Here is a 19757-nt window from a genome sequence, read left to right as displayed (position 1 = left end):
GCCTGCGCCGGCAGGGTTAACGAAAGCTGAATTGTGCACCCGGCCCCCTGCATGGCCGCCATGCGGGACCCTGAACCGGGGGTGACGGCAGGGGTAATTCCGGGAATGATGGGGCAAGCAAGAGGAGGATTTCCATGAACCGTGCGCTATTGGCGGCTGTTTTTTCACTGGTGGCCAGTTCGGCCCACGCCGAATGGACGTTCACCGATGTCAGCGACGAGGAGGTCACGGCCTACAAGGCCTGGACCACTGATTTCAGTGGTGACCTGGAACTGCAATATTATTGCGACAGTCTCTATCCGGACGCGATCGACCTGATCGTCTATACCGGCGAGGACTTCGAGGAGAGCACCAGCTATGCCGAGGACGGGGTGATGCGCGTCACCATCGATGGCGGTAGCGGGCTTGAGGTGACGGGGTTCTTCGACAACCATGACGGGGAACTGCTGGTCTATACCTCCAGTCTCGAGGTTGATGGAGTGGACCGTGTGGTGAAAGCCATGGCGTTCGCCAAGGACCGGATCGACATTTCCTATTATGAGCGCAGCTTTTCGTTTCCCGCGGCCGGCTCGTATGACGTGCTGGCCAAGATGGTGAGCGACTGCCCGTAGGGCGTTTTCGTGTCGAAGTGGAGGGTGCTGACTCGTCAGAAGGGCAGGTAAACACGGAGTGGACCTGCCATGCATGACGAGAAAAATCAGGTGCTGATCACAGGATCGGGAGTGCTGACATTTACTGTCAGTGCCGTTGCGCTATCTTGCGCGAAATGTTCGGGACGGCGTGTGTCCCAGTCCTTTTCCATGATCGGATTGCCGCGATGACGCCCTTTCATCAAATCCTGGCCAATAACCTGGTGGCCAATGTGACGAACTTCACCGTGTGGTTTGCGGTGACATTCTGGGTGTTTCTCGAAACCCAGTCGGTGTTCGCAACGGGCATGATTGCCGGCATTTTCCTGGTCTTCACGGCCGGGTTCGGCTTCTGGTTTGGCTCGATCGTCGACCACAATGCCAAAAAGACCGCGATGCTCGGTTCGAGCCTGGTATCGGGGATTTTCTATGCTGCGGGACTGGCGCTGCTGCTGTTGGAGCCGGAAGGGGCCTTTGCCGATCCCTATGGGCCCTATCTCTGGGTCTTTATCCTCTTGATCATGCTGGGCGTGATCGCGGGCAATATCCGCTCGATCGCGCTGCCGACCCTGGTGACGATCCTCATTCCCGAGGACCGCCGGGACAAGGCCAATGGGCTCGTCGGCATGGTCAGCGGCATCGGTTTTCTGACCACTTCGGTGATCTCGGGGTTCCTCGTGGCCTATACCGGAATGCTGGGCGTGCTGGTGATGGCGCTGTCTGCCAGCGTGCTGGTGCTGGTTCACCTCACCATTGTGCAGATCGACGAAGGGCGGGTGGTGCCGAGCCCGGAGGAGCCGGCCGAGCCCAAGCGCGTCGACATTGCCGGAACCATCCGGGTGATTGCGGCCGTGCCGGGCCTGTTTGCGCTGATCTTCTTTGCCTGCTTCAACAATTTCCTCGGCGGCATCTTCATGGCGCTGCTCGACGCCTATGGCCTGTCGCTGGTGGCGGTTGAGGTCTGGGGCCTGTTGTTCGGCGTGCTGTCGATTGCCTTCATTGTCAGCGGCATCATCATTTCAAAGACCGGGCTGGGCAAGAACCCGCTCAAGACCCTGCTCACGGTGAACCTGATCACCTGGGCGGTCTGCTGCGTGTTCACGCTGCAATCGTCGATCTGGCTGCTGGCGGCAGGGTGTTTCGTCTGGATGTTCCTCGGGCCGTTTGCCGAGGCAGCCGAACACACGACGCTGCAAAAGGTGGTGCCGCTGGAGCGCCAGGGCCGGGTATTCGGCTTTGCCCAATCGATCGAGCAGTCAGCTTCGCCGCTCACCGCGTTCATGATCGGGCCGCTGACACAGTTCGTGGTCATTCCCTTCATGACCGACGGCGCCGGGGCCGATGCCATTGGCGGCTGGTTCGGGACCGGGCCGGATCGCGGCATGGCGCTGGTCTTTACCGTGGCCGGGATGATCGGCTTCATCGTCACCATCATCGCCTTCAATTCCCGCTACTACCGGGATCTGTCGGCGGCCTATGCCAGCGGCAAGAATGATGATGACGGGGAGGGCGGGGCGGCTGTCGCCACCCCTGCCTGAGGGTGTCAGGCCGGCACGGCGCCTGTGGGCGCGGTGTCGGTCGTTTTTGGCGGGAAAGCCAGAGCCAGGGCGGCAGCACCCAGACCGACGGCGGCCGAGGCCACATAGAGCCAGTGGTAGTCGCTGTAGGTGTCATAGAGCCAGCCGCCGCCGACAGGGCCAAAGGCCATGCCGATCGAGGAGGTCATGGTGATGCCGCCAAGGACCGTGCCCATGACGCCGGGGCCGAAATAGTCCCGCGCCAGGACCGAGTAGAGTGGCATGACGCCGCCATAGACGAGGCCCAGCACAACGGCCAGCGCATAGAACTGGGCCAGGTCGCTGACATAGATGTAGCTATAGATGCCGGCGGCCTGCAGCAGCAGCCCGACGACGATGACGCGCTTGACGCCGATGCGGTCGGCCATGACCCCGAAGATGACGCGGCCGAAGAGCCCGGCAAAGCCTTCCACCGAATAGATGCTGGCGGCGGCGAGGGCCGAGGCGCCACAGAGCATGGCATAACTGACCGTATGGAAGATGGGGCCGGAATGGGCCGCGCAGCAGAGGAAGAACACCCCGGCCAGGATGAAGAATTGCGGCTTGCGGAAGATCGCCATCAGGCCTGATGGGCGCGGCTCGGCCGGCGCGACGTCAGTCGCAGGGCTGGGCGCTTCGGCCAGGACCTGCGGCGCCCGCCGGATGAGGAAGGCGGCCGGGATGATCAGTGCGGCGGCGGCGATGGCCGTCATCATCATGGCGGCGCGCCAGCCATAGCTGGCGATGAGTACGGTCGCCAGGGGCGTGATGGTCATCGGGGCAATGCCGCCGCCCAGGGACACGAGGGAAACGGCAAGGCTGCGGTGCTTGTCGAACCAGCCCAGGGTCGTGGCGATCAGGGGCGCGAAGAAGGCGCCGCCGGAAGCGCCAACCAGGCCGCCATAGGCAAACTGAAACATCAGCAGGTCGGTGGCGCGGCTGGCGATGAACAGCCCCAGCCCCAGCAGGACGGCGGCGATCAGCACAACAGGGCGCGCCCCGATGCGATCGGTCAGCGTGCCCCAGATGAAGCCGGCTATGCCCATGACGATGAAGCCGACGGTCATGGCGCCGGAAATACCGGCGCGGCTCCAGCCGGTCTCGTCGGCAATCGGCTGCAGATAGACGGGGAGGGCAAACATCGCGCCCATCGCCAAACACGTTATCACCGCACCGGCGGCGACGATCACCCAACCATAATGACGTTCCATTTCACCAGGGTCCTCCAGACATCCTGCCTCCACGACGTGCGACGTACCCGCGATTCGACATGACCATGCGGCGGGGCGTTCGGGCGGGTGAAGGAAGGCACGGTGTCCACGCCAGTGGCCGGAAGCGGCCGGTCCCTGCGCGTCAACGAACAGTCACAAGACCGTCGTGCAACTGTCAAGAATGTGTCGCCGTCCTGTTGCACTGGCCCGGTAGCCTCCGGCCGAAACTGAAACAGGACCGCTCCGATTGAAGATCGCCGCCTTTGTTCCCATCAAGCTCAACAGCCAGCGCCTGCCGAGCAAGAATATCCTCGACCTCGGTGGGCATCCGATGTGCAGCTACATCCTCAACACCCTGCTGGCCAGTCGCGGCATCGACAGCGTTTCAGTCTTTTGCTCCTCGCCCGCCATCCTCAAATACGTGCCGGACGGTGTTGGGCTGGAACTGCGGGACGCAGCGCTGGACCGTGACGAGGTGAAGGGGCTGCAACTCTTCCAGGGGTTCGCCAATGCGGTCGAGGCCGACTACTACCTATTGGGTCACGCCACGGCGCCTTTCATCTCCGTTGAGACGGTTGAAAAGGTCATCGCTGCCGTCCGCGAGGGGCGGCATGACAGTGCGTTCACGGCTCAAAAAGTTCAGACCTATGCCTGGTACGACAGCCGGCCGATAAACTATTCGCCGACGGACATGGCCCGTACCCAGGATACCAAGCCAATCCTGATCGAGAGCAGCGGCATCTATCTCTATTCGCGCGATCTGATCCTCAACGGTCATCGTCGAATTGGCGACAATCCTGGAATCATCGAGCTCGGATATCCGGAGTGTATCGACGTCGATACTCTGGAAGATTTTCGCCTGGCCGAAAAATACGTCGAACAACTTCCATTTCCCTACGACCGGAACACCGAGCAGGGGCTTCCCATTCATGCGGGGTACAGATGAGCATACTTTTTGATTTTGATGGCGTCCTTCTCAACTCGCGTGAAAACATGCGTCGCTCATGGCTTGAGGTTCAGGTCGAATGTGACGTGGGTGTGGATTTCGAGAATTACTTTGCGCTGATCGGCAAGCCATTTCAGGTCATCCTCAGCGAGTTGGGGATCAGCAAGAACCGCGAGTTGATCGAGCACACCTATTTTGCCGCTTCTTCCCGGCATATCGACGCCCTGTCGCTGTTTCCCGGCATTGCGGAAACCATCTCGGTCCTGGCCGAACTGCGTACGCCCATCGGCATTCTCACCAGTAAGGATCCGGTGCGCACGCGGCAGTTCGTGCGGCGGTTCCAGTTGCCGATCAGCATGCTCTACAGCCCCACAGATACGCTGCGCGGCAAGCCGGAGCCCGACCTTTTCGTTGCAGCCGCCGACGAGTGGGGCGTTGAGCCCGCCGACATCACCTATATCGGCGACATGAGCGTGGACGAGGAGGCCGCGACCGGTTTCGGTGCCGCCTATATCCACTGCGACTGGGGCTATGGTGCCCCGCTGACGCAGGATTGCAAGAAGGCCGCCACGCCTGCGGATCTGCTCGACCTGCTGGTCGCCCGCTATGCACCCAATCTCATGCCGTTCCTCAACACCGCCTCGATGCCGACCGTTGCGCATAGACACTAAACATCACCGTCTTCGCGAGTGCCGGCACGGCCCCATGATGTTTCTCAAGGCCGACACCGTGATCGGGCGATCGCTCGACCTTTACGGGGAGTGGTGCGAAAGCGAGATGGCCGTGCTCGGTCAGGTCTTGCGGCCCGGTGACTGGGTGCTCGACGCCGGCGCCAATGTCGGTACGCACACAGTGTTCTTTGCGAAGGCTGTCGGCAATCGCGGGCGGGTGGTGGCGGTGGAACCGCAAAGGTTGGTGCGGAACATTCTGTGCGCCAACCTGGCCCTCAACGACCTCCAGAATGTCAGGGTGGTCGATGCCGCTCTTGGCGCCGAACAAGGCAAGGTCTCGATTGCCGGATTTGGGCTCGACGAAAAGCGCAACCATGGCCGGTTCAGCCTGGAAGGGGCCGAACCCGGCAAGGAAAAGGTTGCGGTGCGCACAGTCGACAGGCTTGGCCTCAAGCACTGCCATCTCATCAAGATCGATGTCGAAGGCTTCGAACGGGAAGTGCTGCAGGGGGCGGCTGACCTCATCGCCCAGAAGCAGCCGGCAATCTGGTTTGAGAACAATGTCGAAGAACACGACCTGGCCCTGACGTCCTGGTTCGTCGAGCGGGGCTACAGCCTGCACTGGCACTTCGATGGCCGGTTCAATCCAAACAACTTTCGCGCAGTCCGTCGCAACATCTTCGAGACCGTCAAAATGCCTTCGATCAACATGCTGGCGCTACCCGTGGATGGCCGCGAGCCCCCGCGGGGCGTGATGGCCATGGAGCCGGGCGACACCATCGAAATTGCCCGGCAGCGCTGGTCGAGCAGGATGTTGTGATGGCGAGACGAGAAAGCCGGTTGCGCCGAACCGTTGTTCTGGCGATCGCACGCCCAGCCTTTGAGGTGGCCTCAATGCTGAAAGACTTCAGAAACGCCGTTAGGGCCTGGGCCGCGATACAGGCCCGGACGCTGGTCCAGATGCCGCTGGACGCGGTGTATAGGGTGGGCTTTGATCGCGCCGCAGAGGTCGCAGGGCAGTTGCCGACTGATCGTCTCAAATCGATTGCTTTTGGAGGGCTTGCGCGCTCGATAAGCGGCCTTGATCGCAAGCAGGAAATCCGGTTTGCCTGGAAGGGGCGGGCCGGAATGCGCGACCTTGTCATCGTCAACATTGTCGTGGTGCTGCATCAGGGTCAGAAGTACGACGCCGCAAAATGGTGGGCGCGGCGCCCGGTCCGATCCAAGCAGGTGAAACAGCTGCTCAACGACATGATCGTCGAGATCCTGCTCAAGGAGAACGATCTGGACGGCGCAATGGCATTTGTCGAAGGCGATGGTATTACCCGCTTGTTGCGCGCGCGGACGGAAGCCGAGGTGATGCTGCGACGTGGCGACATGGCAGGCTTTGACGCCGCCATTTCCAGCATGAAACGGCAATCGGTCGCCATCAGGCGGCCATATCTGCGCTGGCTGCTGCGATTGGTGGATCGCGCGCCTGACCCCACATTCCTGCTGGATGAAAGCCGAGCCCGGGCCGTGCTGGATGTTTCGGCGCGCGTGCAGTCCGTTGGCGACCACCGTCAGCTGGTCAATCATCTGAAGCCTTTGCCCGCGCCGGCTGGCAAGCCGCCGCAGAGCTGGAGCAACTATGCCGCCGCCATGGAACAGGCGCTGGCATCCCGCCGATGGAGTGACGCAGCCGACCTGGCTCAGGACGCCCCAAAGGTTACGCGTGCCCGCCTGGCCATTGCCGAATATGCACGCCTGCTCGCCATGCGCTGTGATGCCTTGGCGGCTATCGGCGACGAGGCCGGCGCGAAATCCGTGATGCTGAACGGCTTTGGGCGGATCATCGAACAAGGCAGCATCTTTCGGGCGACCAAAGCCTTTCACGGCATGGCGCGCCGGTTTCCAAACGAGGTCGAGCCCTTTGATCGCTTCGGCCGTGCGATGAGCCGCGCGGGCATGAGTGACGCCGCCGACCTCTGCCGACGCTGGACGCGGTCCAGAAACCTGGCGCTGCCGGCACCCGTAGCCAATTCGAAACGATGCTTTATCGTGGCCAACGGCCCATCCACCGCCGAAATGCCGCTTCACCTTCTGGACGGCGAGGATGTGTTCTGCGTCAACCGCGGCATTCGTGCGATGGAATTCGGGCTTCCGCGCCCCCGGTTCGTCGCGGTTTCCGACGCCGCCGTCTATCGCGACTATGGAAACGAGATTGACAGGGCGGACGTCGAGCGCCTCTTCGTCAATGGCAGCTGCCTTGTGGCGCGGCCGCGCAATTTTGCGCCCAACCTGATCGCATTCGGCAGCACCCAGCTCTACCTGTCGGCAGGCCGGCTGGTTCCGACACCCGGCCTGCTGCATCTGGGGTCCAGTGTCGTGCTGTCCGTGTGCCAGATTGCCCATTTCATGGGATATCGCGAGATCTACCTGCTCGGGGTGGATCTGACCTATGACGGCCCCACGACGCACTTCTACGGTGGGGGTGACAAGGAATCGCGGCGCCTGGCCAGTTTCAGGGAAGGTGAAAACGGCGCAACCTGGGTCAATATCGGCTTTGCCAATCTCCAGGACGTGCTCGCGCCCACGGGCACGCGCATGTTCAATATCGGGCGGGGAGGGCAGTTGAACGCCCTGCCGCGCCGAGCCTTCGAGAGCGTGCTTTCCGAGATGACCCCAGCCTGACCGGATCAGGCGGCAGGTGTGTCGGCAACGGCCTTGGGCTTGCGCTTTTCGGGTGGCAGGATCCATTTGGAATGCGTCTGCCGGAGTTTTAGCGCCGAATTGAAGAACCGCTGCACGCCCTGGGTCATGAGCCTGCAGACGAGCAGGCACAGGATGGCCAGATAGACGTTCAGATGCCACTGGAACACCAGATAGGCGAGAACGCCGAAGAGCGCGATGAACACGAATGTCCGGCTGTATTCAATAACCTGTGTCGGCTTCAGCTTCAGGAACGTGTGCCGCGGGCGCATGTTCGCAAAGACGTAGATTTCAAGGACGAAGGCGTAGCCCGCGAGCACCACAAGCGTGATGAGCGCAAAGGGCCAGTGGGCTATCGTTATTGCAATGGTACCGACAACCAGGACGAGCAGATCAGCGGAATTGCGCACCAGGGTGTCGCGGAGGCGCAGAAACAGCTTGAGATTGACCGGGTCGCCATCGACGGGCGGGATTTTCGCAGCCGGGGGCTTGTCCATCATGCGCTGGAAGATGGCCGTTGCAAGGATCGAGCCGATATACAGCACTGGAACGCAACCCATCATGATCAGGATCAGTACGTTCGGATCAATCGGCACGAGCTGCAGGATGGACGGCGCGCTGCTGCCGGAGAGCAGCATCAGCAACTTGATGGGCAGGAACAGGGCCACGGTCTGCAACAGGCGGGACGAGGCCAGTGCCGCTGCGGCAGTCCAGTAGCCCACCGTGCCGCCAAGCATTGCCCAGCGGGACATTCGCGCCAGAAAATTGAGGTATCTGAAGAAATTCACAGTCGGGTCCGTCATCGCAGCGGCACCTCTTAGGTCATGCCCTCGGAGAAAACGCAACCACAAAGCGGATATTCAGGCGGTCATACCGGCGCCGTCGCCGTTCAGATCCGCGCGAGCCAGGCCTTGTGGCTGTCGATCTCGAGCAGCATATCCTTGTAGCGCTGTTTCTTGATTTCATTGCCCTTGCGGATCGCGTCCGCCAGAGAAAAGTACAGCAGGCTGTCCCGGTAGTCCGTGTCGGTGACTTCAAGGTTTGGCGTGTCGTAGCGCGCGTCAAAATGGGGGTCAGGAACCCGCCAGTTACCGTAGTTTTCTTCAAGGTAGCGCTCCGGGTCGACAGGCACGGATTGCTCGACGCCGATGAACTCCACGGTTTTCAGCTCGAAGGGGGAATTCCACCATCGCGTCACGCTGCCGTCGTGCCAGACTTTGTCGCCTTCCTGGTAGTGCAGGAAAATGTCGACATCGACCCCGTTCCAATGCCGCACGCGAAGGCGTTTTTCGACGAAATCGATGCGGCGCACGTGGAAAGCGCTGTTGGCGGCCAGCTTTTCGCCCAACTCGCCCAGGGATTCCGCCGTACCGAAAACGCCGACATCGATATCCTTGTCCCAACCGATGATGGCGCCTTCCCGCACATAGCCAAGCAGCGTTCCGCTGATGAGGAAGGGCGTGGTGCCAAAAACCACACAGGACTGGCGAAGGTCGGCGAGCGCTACGGCCGCGCGCTTTGAAAAATCGCCTTCGCCTTCCTCGGCTATTTTCGGTAGCGGTCGCGCATTGAGGCACATGCGGCGCAACAGCAGGCGGGCCTCATCGTGCAGATTGGCCATGCAGGCCGCGCGGGCCACGGCGCGCAGAGCCGCCGGCAGTGATTTGGCGTTCTTCGGCGCCGCCATGTAGAGAGCGCGAATTTCCCAATAGTCCGACGCCTCGTTCATCGTCGATGGCAGCAGGCTCCAGAGGCTGCTGCGGGTCCAGCCCTTGTTGCGGATGCCGCTGACCAGGATTTGGCGGGCTTCGGCATCGAGACCATGCTCAAGCGCGAACTGGGCGTGCGTCAGGGCCTTAGCGCTCGGGACGGCCTGCGCCAGGCGGGCCAGCAAAAGGTCACGTGGTGTCACGATGCCATCTCCACGATCCGGCCGATGAAGGCTTTTTCAGCAGGGGGTATCGAAGTGTCTTGCTGCACCTGATCGGCCATATAGTGGAATTTCTCCATATTGCCGTTGGTATAGGCGATGAACGCCGCCCTCAGAAGATGGACGCCATAGTAGTCGGGCCAGGTAATCTCACGGTTCGGGCCCGACACAAAGGCATCGAACGTCTTGTCCGGCACGCGCCAGTCACCATAGTTTTCGGTGAGGTAGTGATCGGCATTGGCGGGAATTTTGACTGTCGCGCGCCCCACCTTGCGGGGTTCCAGCTCAAAAATATCGTTGCGCCAGCGCACAAAGACGCCATCGTGGTAGTAGGCATCGCCTTCCTTGCGGAACAGGAAGAGATCGATGCTTGCACCGGACTTGTGCTTTAGGCCGATCTTCGGGCTCTTGTCATGCGGAGCGTCGGGCCAGAAGCGTGGGTCGATCAGGAAAATGTCGGTGAGACGCTGGCGATCGAAGTCCTCTTCAAAAATGCCAATGTCGATGTCCACATCGTGCTTGAGGGGGGCGCCTTCCCGCACTATTCCCAATGCGGTGCCGGCAGCGGCAAAAAAGCGGATGCCGGCTGCGTTGAGGGTTTCGGCCGCATCCTCAAGAGCGGTCAGGCCTGCAGGGCCCAGCGAACCACGCATGCCGCTGTCTGCTTTCCGATCCGCTTTGAGAAACGCCTCGAACCCCTTGATAACAATAGAACGAGCGGCCGAAAAATTCTCGACGCGGGTGGCCGCAACTGTCAGCGGGCGCACCAGCTTGTAACTGATAGCTCCATCAGACGCAGTCGACTGGTCGAGCAGGGCCTGAAACAAGTCCGGGCGGTCACAGCTCTTGCAGGCTTCCCAGAAACCGGCCGACGACATGCCCTTGAGCAGCGCGAGTATTTCTGGCGTCGGTACACCGCGTTCAATGGCGAGGCGGATGGTGAGCAGGGCGGTTTCCCGGTCGGCCGTGCCAAGCAGCAGGGCGTTTCTGGCACTGGCCAATGCTTCATCGCTGCGGCCCTGCCGAAACGCCACTTCGGCCGCCAGGCGATGGAAGCGGCCATAGTCCGGGTACTGGTCAAGCGCTGCGCGAACCTGGGCGCCGGCTGCGGACAGGTCGCCTGACTGCAGGGCTTCCTTGGCCGTCTTGAACAGAGTTTCGGCCTCGCGCCGCGTGCCGTCGCGCCAAAGCGGGATAGAGCCACCGGACAGAACTGACTTGGCAAAGTGCGCCACGCCCAAATCGCGCAAACTGGACCGCACGCCCCGGGGCATCCGCCGATAGGCGGCTTGCAAAATGGATCTCATGGATGGTGCTTACGCCGCAGCAATACGCAGGGAATTCCGGACGATCGATGACGAGATGTCCGGAGTACGGCTGAGATAGACCACGTCGCAATACTGGCTCAGGTCGTCAAACTTGCCGGCCCAGTCGTCACCCATCACAAAGACATCTGCAGCAATGCGCTGAATATCCTGAACTTTCTGCTCCCAGGTCCGTTCCGGAAACACGTCGCTGACGAACCTGACTGACCTCAAGATTTCCTCGCGGTCCTGATAGCTGTACGTCGCCTTCTTGCCCTTGGCCTCGTTGAACTCGTCGGTGGACAGGCCGACTACCAGCCTGTCGCCTAGAGCCCTGGCTCGCTCCAAAAGCCGGACATGGCCAATGTGGAACAGGTCAAAAGTTCCATAGGTGAGAATTACCCGTTCACTCATGGTCTATGTACTCTCCCCACATTTCGTCAGTCGTATTTAGGGTGATTGTCGTGCCAGAGAACTGGCTGCCAGCATGACTCAATCAGATGCTGGCTTCAATGGAGCGATTTCCGTATTCTTTCTTGATGCGTTCCGCAGCCACAGCGTCCTTGTCGTAATTCTGCATGACGTCTTTCATCGTGGAAACGAACAGGTCCACCGGGCTCTCGTCCAGATCGACGCCCAGCACATACTTTCTGAGCCGGACGCGTTCATCGAAGAGATGATCTCCCTTGGAAATCTCTCCAAGTGGCTTTGCCAACTGGCTCATTTCCCGGTCAACATAGTAGGCTGCCCGTACCACCGGGTTCTGTGCAATCAGGGCTGCGTGGTCATTGAGCGGATCAATGATGAAGTATGGCTTGTTCGAGTACAGCCAGTCGGACAGCACGCTGGTGACGTCTGACAACATCGCGTCCGATTCGTTGATGCACTCGGCGATGGTCATCAGGCCATTTTTCTTCCCGGCTATACCGCAGTAAAATCCAACGTCGGCCTCGCTGTTATCGAAGAACTCACAGATTCGCTCGATCGTGGCTTTGTCGACGCTGCTCTTCATGCTGTAGGGATGCGGGCGGAAAATTACGCGGTAGCCATTTTCAACCAGTTGTTGAACGGCGTGGTACGCGTTCTCGATCGAGCCTGCATCGTCACCGTTGTTGTGATCCCTCCAGGTGGTCGCGTAGAACACGGTCTTGATGACCTTGGTGGGCTCCGTGGCCACGCCGAGCTCGCCGCATTGTGGCCGGCTGATGATCCTAAATTTCTCCGGAAGGATGGGAACGCCGTTGTTGAGGTAGCGGTCTATACCCAACTGGCCCGCGACCCCGACGATGTCGAACATCGTGGTAACCGGATTAAAGCTCGACGGTTTGTCGCTGTCACCATGCAGCAACTGCACATGGGTGAGATGGCGATGGCGAACCATCTGTGAGTTTTTCACGCTGTTGTTGGTGTAGAATACCGTCTTCGCGCCGGAACGGGACAACTGATCCACCACCGAGAGCGTCTTCACGAACATCGAGTTGTAGCCAGAGCGCACCAGGTCGATATGGTTCGGAAGTTCTCTTGTGGCAATCACGTAACTGCCGCCAAGCCGCGAAAAAAACGGGTCCCACATCTTTACCTGATAGGTGGCGCCCAACGGTCCGTCGAAATACACTATGAAGTCATAGTGAGACATAACTCGCGTTGTAGCCGGATACAGCTTTGGCAGAATGTGCTTGTTCGCCAGTTTCTTGGCCGTTCCATTGAATTTCTTGGAATTCCACTTGGGAATTCCTTTGGAAATTTTCTTTCGAACCGCAGGCGTAAGTACCGCAACTCCAGCCAGGAGGAGCAGCAGCGGCAACGTTATGAGGGCGAGCAGAAAGAACGGGAACAGCAAAGCGAGAGCGAGCAGGCCGATCAGTCCATTCCTGACGAAACGCTTCAATCCGCGCATGCTACAGTCTCACCACGATATTCTCTGTGTCCATGAATCGACCCTCTGCCGAGATCGTCAAAGCCACGACGTCGGCGACGCTTTCGGGTTGCATGATGGTGGTCGGATCCTCTTCCGGCGCAAGCGTACGGCGCAGGTCGGTCGCGCAACGCCCAGGAGAGAGGCAGATCACGCGTGTTCCCAGCGGCGCGAGCTCCTCGCGGATCGATTCCGAGAAGGAGATCATGGCGGCCTTGGATGCGGAGTACGTGGCCCAACCGGCCCGACCCTTCACCCCTGCGGTCGAGGCAATGTTCACAATATGCGTGAACGTGTTGCCTTCCCGGAGCATCTGCTGGACGATGTAGAAAGGCGCCCGCAAGTTCACCGCGAACGTCTGCTCAAGCTCGTCGACAGTCGCTTCGAAGATGGAATTCGGAGCGGTGAAACCTGCGTTGTTGACGAGAACGTCTATGTTCTCTTTTCGCGCGAGAACCTGTTTTACCGCTTCCTGAACATCGTCCAATTTTGAGAAGTCGCCATAGATGGGCACGACCTCCTGACCGTCCTTGCAGGCGGCCCTGAGCATCAGGATGGTTTCTGCGAATCTGTCGGTGTCACGAGCGGCCACGTAGAGGCGCCCGTATCCCTCGGTCAGGATTTTCCTTGCAATCGCGGCACCAATGCCGCGAGACGCACCGGTTACAAATGCGGTCTTATGACTCATCTTATAGAGTGTCCAGTTTTTCAGCTAGGATGTTGGCTACCGCCAGATCTTCCGGGGTCGTCACCTTGATATTGCGTGACGATCCCTGCAGCGTGTGGACGTCAAGACCGATATCGACAAGCATCGACGTGTCCTCGGTATGGTCTCGGCCCTGCTGAGTGGCAAACTCATGGGCGCGCTTCAAGTCCTCGAAGTTAAACTTCTGCGGTAGCTGTATATTGAGCAGCGTGCTTCGGTCAACGTTGCTCGAAATTCGCTGAGTCGCGTGGTCTATCTTGGCCACCGAGAAGGGTATTGCCAGGCCGAACGTAACATTCTGGTGCGTGGATTCAATAATTTCTTCGTAGTTTCTGGCCGTAACGAATGGCCGGGCTGCCTCATGAATGAGAATGTTATTGGTCGTAACCTTGTCCAGCATCAAGCTTACCGAAGATTGCCGACTATCGCCTGCAGGCACGAATATTACGTTCTTCTTTATTGCGTAGTTTGTGATGATGCTTTGGTATTCATCCAGCCATTCGCCCGGATAGTTCAGGATGATATTGTTTATCCGCTCAAGTTTGTCGATTTCGCGTAGCGAATAGACAAGGATCGGTACGCCATGGAGTTTCAGGAGTTGTTTTGGAACAGCCGCGCCAACTCTTGTTCCCATGCCACCGCTGAGCAAAAGGATGTCCAGTTTGTCCATGATATCTCCGACCGTTGGTTTTTCTGGCGGTTGCACGCTGCAACACTTCGGGTGGCAGACTTAATCCAATGTGCTGCCCGACAGTGCAAGCTGAATTTTGGTCTAATGCTAGAATGCCTTTTTCGTGGGCGTTTCTGCTGTTTTTTTGGTCACCGGTAGCCTCCTCCTTGTATTGTCTGCCTTTGCGGCGTATTTCGCCACATTGATGCTCCATCAACAGCCGCAGTTTTTTTGACAGCTCGAAAGTTTGCGCGATTATGACCAAAACCGCCTATGTCGGCATGAGCGCCGATCTCGTTCATCCGGGTCACCTCAATATCATCCAGCAGGCGGCCAAATATGGCGATGTGGTTGTCGGATTGCTGACCGATGAGGCCATTGCCAGCTACAAGCGCGTGCCGTTCATGTCGTTCGAGCAGCGGCGGCAGGTGATCGAGGCGCTCAAGGGCGTGGCGCGGGTGGTTCCGCAGACGACGCTCGACTATGTGCCGAACCTGGAAGAGCTCAAGCCCGATTATGTGGTGCATGGCGACGACTGGCGGACCGGTGTGCAGCAGCATACACGCCAGCGGGTTATCGACACCCTGGCCAAGTGGGGCGGCGAGCTGATCGAAGTGCCTTACACCGAAGGCATCTCCTCGACCAAACTGCATGCGGCGATGAAGGAAATCGGCACGACGCCCGATGTTCGCCGCGCGTCGCTGCGCCGCATGCTCAAGGTGAAGCCGATCGTGCGCATTGCCGACCTGCACAATGGCCTGAGCGGGCTCATCATCGAAAATATCGGTGTCGATACGCCACAAGGCCGGCGCGAGTTCGACGGCATGTGGGCCTCCTCGCTCACCGACTCGACCTCGAAGGGCAAACCCGACATCGAGGCCGTGGACGTCTCGGCCCGCATGATTACCCTGAACGAAGTTCTCGAGGTTACCACCAAGCCGATCGTCTATGACGGCGATACCGGCGGCAAGGCCGAGCACTTCGTGTTCACCGTGCGGACGCTGGAGCGCCTGGGCGTTTCCGCGATCATCATCGAGGACAAGACCGGTCTCAAGAAAAACTCGCTGTTCGGTACCGAGGTCGACCAGACCCAGGACAGCATTGAGGCCTTCTCGGAAAAGATCCGCATGGGCAAGAAGGCCCAGGCGACCGATGATTTCATGATCATCGCGCGCATCGAAAGCCTGATTCTCGACAAGGGCGTGGATCACGCCATGGAACGCGCTGCCGCCTTCCTCGATGCAGGCGCTGATGGCATCATGATCCACAGCCGTCGCAAGGAGCCGGCGGAAATCTTCGAGTTCTGCCGTCGCTACAATGAATTGCCGAACCGCAAGACCCTGGTCGCCGTGCCGTCGAGCTACAACAAGGTGACCGAGGAAGAACTGGCCGAAAACGGGGTCAATCTCGTGATCTATGCCAACCAGCTGCTGCGCAGCGCGTACCCGGCCATGGTGGCAACGGCCAAGTCGATCCTGACGCATCACCGTTCGGCCGAGGCCGATGCGAACATGATGCCGATCGGTGAGATTCTCGAGCTCATTCCGGGTGGCAAGTAATGATCTCTCCCCAGGCCTTTTATGAGGTGCTGTCCGGCGCCGGCGTGAACTTTCTCGTCGGCGTCCCGGATTCGCTGCTCAAGGAATTCTGCGCCTATGTCGATGCGGCTCTTCCGGCCGAGCGGCACCTGATCGCGGCCAATGAAGGCACGGCCATGGGAATCGCCGCCGGCGTGCACCTGGCCACTGGTGGCCTGCCAATGGTCTATCTGCAGAATTCGGGCCTGGGAAACACCGTCAATCCGCTGCTGTCGCTGGCCGACCCCGAGGTTTACGGCATTCCGATGATCGTTCTTATCGGCTGGCGCGGTGAGCCTGGCGTCAAGGACGAGCCGCAACACGTCAAGCAGGGGCGGGTTTCCGTCGCCATGCTCGATGCCATGGAAGTGCCCTACAAGGTTCTCGATGGTGATCCCGACGCGGCTGCCGAGGCCGGACGCTGGGCCGCAGCGGCTGCCATCGAGCGGTCCGGGCCGGTTGCCCTGCTCGTCCGCAAGGGGGCATTCGGCAAGGCGGAGGCGAAGCGCAACCCTGTTGCCCGGAGCGAAAACCTGCCCGGCCGCGAGGAAGCGATCGGTATCGTCACGCAGTCCCTGCCGCAGGCCTCCACGATCGTTTCGACCACTGGCATGATTTCACGGGAGCTCTATGAGCAGCGCGTACGCCTCGGCCAGGACAGGGCTTCGGATTTTCTGACCGTCGGGTCGATGGGACATGCCTCGCAGATTGCGCTGGGTATTGCGCTGACCCGTCCGGATGTTCCGGTGGTATGCATCGACGGGGATGGTGCCGCGTTGATGCACCTTGGCGGCATGGCGTCCATCGGGGTGCGTGCACCGAAGAATTTTGTGCACATCGTTCTCAACAACGGCGTGCACGACTCCGTGGGCGGGCAGCCGACCGTTGGTTTCGACATCAATCTCTGCGGAATTGCCAAGGCCTGCGGATACAAGAATGTCGAGGGACCGTTGACCGGTGCCGAGGCAATCAGCGAGGCGGTCGCGCGCCTTTCTTCCGCCGAAGGCCCGTCCCTGATCGAAATTCACGTCCGGCCCGGATCGCGCGCTGACCTCGGGCGCCCCAAGGAAACGCCTGCGGAAAACAAGGCTTTGTTCGTGGGCCGGCTTAAGGCGAGTGCATGAGCGGCTCCGGCTGGGCGTTCCACAATCCAACGCGGGTGCATTTCGGGGCCGGCGCGCGTGAGAAACTTGGTCCGATGCTGGCGGGCAAGTCAGTTCTCGTGGTCACGACGCGTCGGGGCAGGGCGCAGCTGACCAAGGACCGACTGCTCGGGGCATCCCTGCCGACCGGCGTGGTCTTTGTGGACACGGTGCTACCCAATCCCGGTCTGGCGGATCTGCAGGCTGGGATCGACGCGCTGTCCGACCGGCGCCTTGATTGCGTCGTAGGATTTGGCGGGGGCAGTGCGCTCGACGCGGCCAAGGCCTATAGCGTTGCGCTGGCGGGGGAAGCTCCAACGCGGACCCTGCAGACGCTGATCGAGCGGCCGTCGGACTGGTCTCAACTCAACGCGATTCCGCTTATCGCTCTACCGACGACATCGGGCACGGGGAGCGAGGTGACGTCCTTTGCGACGGTATGGGATCACGAGAACCGGCGCAAACTTTCACTTGCCGGACCTGCCGTGTCACCGCACACGGCCATCGTCGACCCGGAATTGACCCATGGCCTGCCGATGGATGCCACGGCATCAACCGGGCTTGATGCGCTCAACCAGGCCTGCGAGTCTGCGTGGAACAGGAATGCCTCGCCGGTAACGCTGGCGATGGCTGGCCGCGCGATCGGTCTTGCGCTGAGAGCCCTGTCGGTTCTGCAATCGGACCTGGGGAACGAAGCTGCACGGGCGGAATTGGCTGAAGCCAGCCTCTTGGCCGGTCTTTGTATCAGCCAAACCCGGACAGCGCTTTGCCATTCGATGTCGTACCCGATTACGGCTCACTTTGGGGTCTCGCACGGCTATGCTTGTGCCTTCACCATGTCCGCCGTTGCGGAACGAGCCATGGCGCACGATAGCGCGCGCTTTGACGATCTGGCCCGTGTCGCTGGATATTCCGGTCGCGGAGCGCTTCTGTCGGCCATTGCCGACATCGTCAAGCAGTTCGACGTGTCGGGAATAGTGCGGCGCGCCGTGCCGGATTCGGCAAGCCTTGTGGCGCTCACCGGTGAAATGGTTACGCCCGGGCGTGCCGACAACTACATCGTGCCGCTGGCGCCAAATGCGGTTGGCGCGATCCTGGAGCAATCGTACTCCTCCTAGCGTATTGCCCGTTGTGATTGGATCAGGGCCGGGGCCCTATGCCTTTGACCTGTCACGTTTTCGATCTTCAGGCCGGAGCCCGGGCAAGAAAGTGGGCCCGCCTTCCTGAAAACGCTCTGGCCCCTATCGCAGGCTTGCGAGCATGCGCCAGTTTCCTGTAGGACCGAGGCCGCCTGATATTTTGCCCTCCGAGGTTGCGTGACCACTCAGCGAGAGACTCCTTCCCTGGCGGCGGCGCTTGTGCCGCTACGGCCCTATCTGGGAAACTACTGGCTTGATAGTGGCGGGTTGCTTGGCGCCGTGCGCAGTGGCGCCCTCATGTCCTGGGACAGCGATATCGATCTGGGCATCTGGGAAGAAGATGTTGCCGGTATTGTAAAAGCCGTGCCGACATTGCGGGAGCAGGGGTGGCGCGTTCACACCCGGAGTTACCGCGGCCGCATTTATGGGGTGACCATCAAGCGACGCCGCGATCGGAGCGTGCGCGAGGTTCACGTCCATGTCTTCTTTCGCCATGGCAGCATGGCGTGGTCTCCCCAAACCGTCACCTATTATCCGGCTGAACGGGAAAATCTGCTGGCTGGCTTCGCGGACCTGCCTCGAACACGCGATTTCCTGCACAATGTTCGCAAGCAGGCGAGGCTCCGGCGCACCGGCCCGCTGTGGCAGAAGGTCCTCCGAAATCTCGTCGCCTTCCCTATCTGGGGCGCGTTCGTGGTTGCGCGCGATCGGCTGGAGCGCCAGCACTGGGCAACCGTGCCGCCGATCTCGGCGCTGTACTCGATGTTCACCTGGGTGGTCCCGGCCCGACACTTCGAGCGCCTGGAGCATATTCATGTGGATGGGATCGACGTTCCGATTCCCTCTGATGTGGAAACCTATCTGGCACTGAGATATGGCGACTGGCGAAAGCCGCAGAAAGACTGGTGCTACTGGGTTGATGATGGCTGCATCCGCCCCATGATCCCCGAAGACGCGATCGCGCAACTCGGGCAGGATGGTGCGGCGTGACCCACGAGCGTGCATTCGATGGCTCGGCATTGAAGGTGCTTGCAGGCATCGAGGCACTCGGACGCGAACACGGCCTGACTTTTATCCTCGACAGCGGCACCCTGCTTGGCCTTGTGCGCGGCGGCCAGCTGATTGCCGGTGACCTCGACGTGGACGTGTCGGTCGTGGACGTGGCAGCCTTCAAGGCCCTCGTGCGCAAGAGCGATGCGGGTAGGGTCTGGCGGTTTGCCGGGCAGCCATACAAGCTCGAACTGCCCCTGCCCGGCGTGGGGCACACGCTCGATGTGAAGCTGTTCAGACGAAGCGGTCAAGGCTGGATCAGTCCCGCGGTTGGCGCTGCTACGACGTCCGAAGGCGGCAGGGGTGGAGCGCGGCGCCTGTTGAGACCGCTCTGGCGGCTCGCACTCCGCCACGGGGACGCCGCACGATTTCCCATGAATATGGTGTCACGGACAGATGCCTGGGTCGTGCCTGCTGCCTATTTCGATCAGGCGGCACTGCTTGAGGGTTTTTCCCACTGCGCGATGCCTGCCGATCCGGAAGCCTATCTGGCCTATCGGTACGGCTCTGACTGGCAGGTGCCGCGCGCGAACTGGGTCAGCTGGCGGGACGATGGCGGATATGCGCGAGATCAGGGCCGGGCGCTGCGGGAGGCCGCAGGATCGTGAGTTCGACTGTCC

The 19757-nt window shown here is 60.5% G+C and carries 19 protein-coding genes; 11 read left to right on the top strand and 8 right to left on the bottom strand.

Going from position 1 to position 19757, the window contains the following annotated elements; genetic code table 11:
* Nucleotides 1-134 precede the first annotated feature (134 nt).
* Both KIT02_RS04320 and KIT02_RS04315 read left to right on the top strand, forming a co-directional pair.
* Nucleotides 135-611: a hypothetical protein gene (locus tag KIT02_RS04320; RefSeq protein WP_297582686.1), complete on the top strand. Its 477-nt coding sequence runs from the start codon at nt 135-137 to the stop codon at nt 609-611.
* A 206-nt stretch (nt 612-817) separates the two neighbouring features.
* Nucleotides 818-2167: an MFS transporter gene (locus KIT02_RS04315; RefSeq protein ID WP_297582684.1), complete on the top strand. Its 1350-nt coding sequence runs from the start codon at nt 818-820 to the stop codon at nt 2165-2167.
* Between the two features lie 5 nt (nt 2168-2172).
* Here the strand turns inward: KIT02_RS04315 and KIT02_RS04310 are convergent, their stop codons facing one another.
* Nucleotides 2173-3396: an MFS transporter gene (locus tag KIT02_RS04310; protein ID WP_297582681.1), complete on the bottom strand. Its 1224-nt coding sequence runs from the start codon at nt 3394-3396 to the stop codon at nt 2173-2175.
* 247 nt (nt 3397-3643) lie between these two features.
* Between KIT02_RS04310 and KIT02_RS04305 the strand changes: the two genes are divergently transcribed.
* The 4 genes from KIT02_RS04305 to KIT02_RS04290 all read left to right on the top strand — a co-directional run bounded on the left by KIT02_RS04305 (nt 3644) and on the right by KIT02_RS04290 (nt 7686).
* A complete protein-coding gene (locus KIT02_RS04305; protein ID WP_297582678.1) occupies nt 3644-4342 on the top strand; it encodes an acylneuraminate cytidylyltransferase family protein in 699 nt (232 codons plus the stop codon).
* Nucleotides 4339-5013, top strand: a complete 675-nt coding sequence (locus KIT02_RS04300; RefSeq protein ID WP_297582675.1) for an HAD-IA family hydrolase — start codon at nt 4339-4341, stop codon at nt 5011-5013. Before KIT02_RS04305 ends, KIT02_RS04300 begins: the two co-directional genes overlap by 4 nt.
* 34 nt (nt 5014-5047) lie before the next feature.
* Nucleotides 5048-5833 carry an FkbM family methyltransferase gene (locus tag KIT02_RS04295; RefSeq protein WP_297582673.1) on the top strand — a complete coding sequence of 262 codons (786 nt, stop codon included), beginning with the start codon at nt 5048-5050 and terminating at the stop codon, nt 5831-5833.
* 308 nt (nt 5834-6141) lie between these two features.
* Nucleotides 6142-7686 (top strand): hypothetical protein, encoded by a 1545-nt coding sequence (locus KIT02_RS04290; protein WP_297582671.1) that lies wholly within the window; start codon nt 6142-6144, stop codon nt 7684-7686.
* Between the two features lie 5 nt (nt 7687-7691).
* On the opposite strand, the gene KIT02_RS04285 is transcribed toward KIT02_RS04290, so the two are convergent.
* From KIT02_RS04285 to KIT02_RS04255, 7 genes are all read right to left on the bottom strand, one after another.
* Nucleotides 7692-8456, bottom strand: coding sequence for a hypothetical protein (locus KIT02_RS04285; protein ID WP_297582669.1), 765 nt, complete (start codon nt 8454-8456; stop codon nt 7692-7694).
* Nucleotides 8457-8593: 137 nt separating this feature from the next.
* Complete coding sequence (locus KIT02_RS04280) at nt 8594-9616, bottom strand: LicD family protein (RefSeq protein ID WP_297582667.1); 1023 nt, start codon at nt 9614-9616, stop codon at nt 8594-8596.
* Entirely contained in the window at nt 9613-10668 is a 1056-nt protein-coding gene (locus KIT02_RS04275; RefSeq protein WP_297582665.1) for a hypothetical protein, read from the bottom strand. Before KIT02_RS04275 ends, KIT02_RS04280 begins: the two co-directional genes overlap by 4 nt.
* Nucleotides 10669-10950: 282 nt before the next feature.
* Nucleotides 10951-11352, bottom strand: coding sequence for an adenylyltransferase/cytidyltransferase family protein (locus tag KIT02_RS04270; protein WP_297582663.1), 402 nt, complete (start codon nt 11350-11352; stop codon nt 10951-10953).
* An 82-nt stretch (nt 11353-11434) separates the two neighbouring features.
* Nucleotides 11435-12835, bottom strand: a complete 1401-nt coding sequence (locus KIT02_RS04265; RefSeq protein ID WP_297582661.1) for a CDP-glycerol glycerophosphotransferase family protein — start codon at nt 12833-12835, stop codon at nt 11435-11437.
* A gap of 1 nt (nt 12836) precedes the next feature.
* A complete protein-coding gene (locus KIT02_RS04260; RefSeq protein WP_297582657.1) occupies nt 12837-13541 on the bottom strand; it encodes an SDR family oxidoreductase in 705 nt (234 codons plus the stop codon).
* 1 nt (nt 13542) lies between these two features.
* Nucleotides 13543-14229, bottom strand: a complete 687-nt coding sequence (locus tag KIT02_RS04255; RefSeq protein ID WP_297582654.1) for an IspD/TarI family cytidylyltransferase — start codon at nt 14227-14229, stop codon at nt 13543-13545.
* 257 nt (nt 14230-14486) lie between these two features.
* Here KIT02_RS04255 and aepX point away from each other — a divergent pair, with 257 nt between their 5' ends.
* The 5 genes from aepX (at nt 14487) to KIT02_RS04230 (ending at nt 19745) form a co-directional block, all read left to right on the top strand.
* Nucleotides 14487-15788, top strand: a complete 1302-nt coding sequence (gene aepX, locus KIT02_RS04250; RefSeq protein WP_297582652.1) for a phosphoenolpyruvate mutase — start codon at nt 14487-14489, stop codon at nt 15786-15788.
* Complete coding sequence (gene aepY, locus KIT02_RS04245) at nt 15788-16930, top strand: phosphonopyruvate decarboxylase (protein ID WP_297582644.1); 1143 nt, start codon at nt 15788-15790, stop codon at nt 16928-16930. The genes aepX and aepY overlap by 1 nt, the downstream gene beginning before the upstream one ends.
* Entirely contained in the window at nt 16927-18066 is a 1140-nt protein-coding gene (locus KIT02_RS04240) for a phosphonoacetaldehyde reductase (RefSeq protein WP_297582641.1), read from the top strand. The genes aepY and KIT02_RS04240 overlap by 4 nt, the downstream gene beginning before the upstream one ends.
* A 198-nt stretch (nt 18067-18264) precedes the next feature.
* Nucleotides 18265-19077 carry a LicD family protein gene (locus KIT02_RS04235; protein WP_297582638.1) on the top strand — a complete coding sequence of 271 codons (813 nt, stop codon included), beginning with the start codon at nt 18265-18267 and terminating at the stop codon, nt 19075-19077.
* Complete coding sequence (locus tag KIT02_RS04230) at nt 19074-19745, top strand: hypothetical protein (RefSeq protein ID WP_297582635.1); 672 nt, start codon at nt 19074-19076, stop codon at nt 19743-19745. Before KIT02_RS04235 ends, KIT02_RS04230 begins: the two co-directional genes overlap by 4 nt.
* The last annotated feature ends 12 nt before the right edge of the window (nt 19746-19757 follow it).

Origin of the sequence: Devosia sp., from assembly GCF_025809055.1 — a bacterium.
Classification (GTDB): Bacteria; Pseudomonadota; Alphaproteobacteria; order Rhizobiales; family Devosiaceae; genus Devosia.
This window is presented reverse-complemented; position numbering and strand designations above follow the sequence as displayed.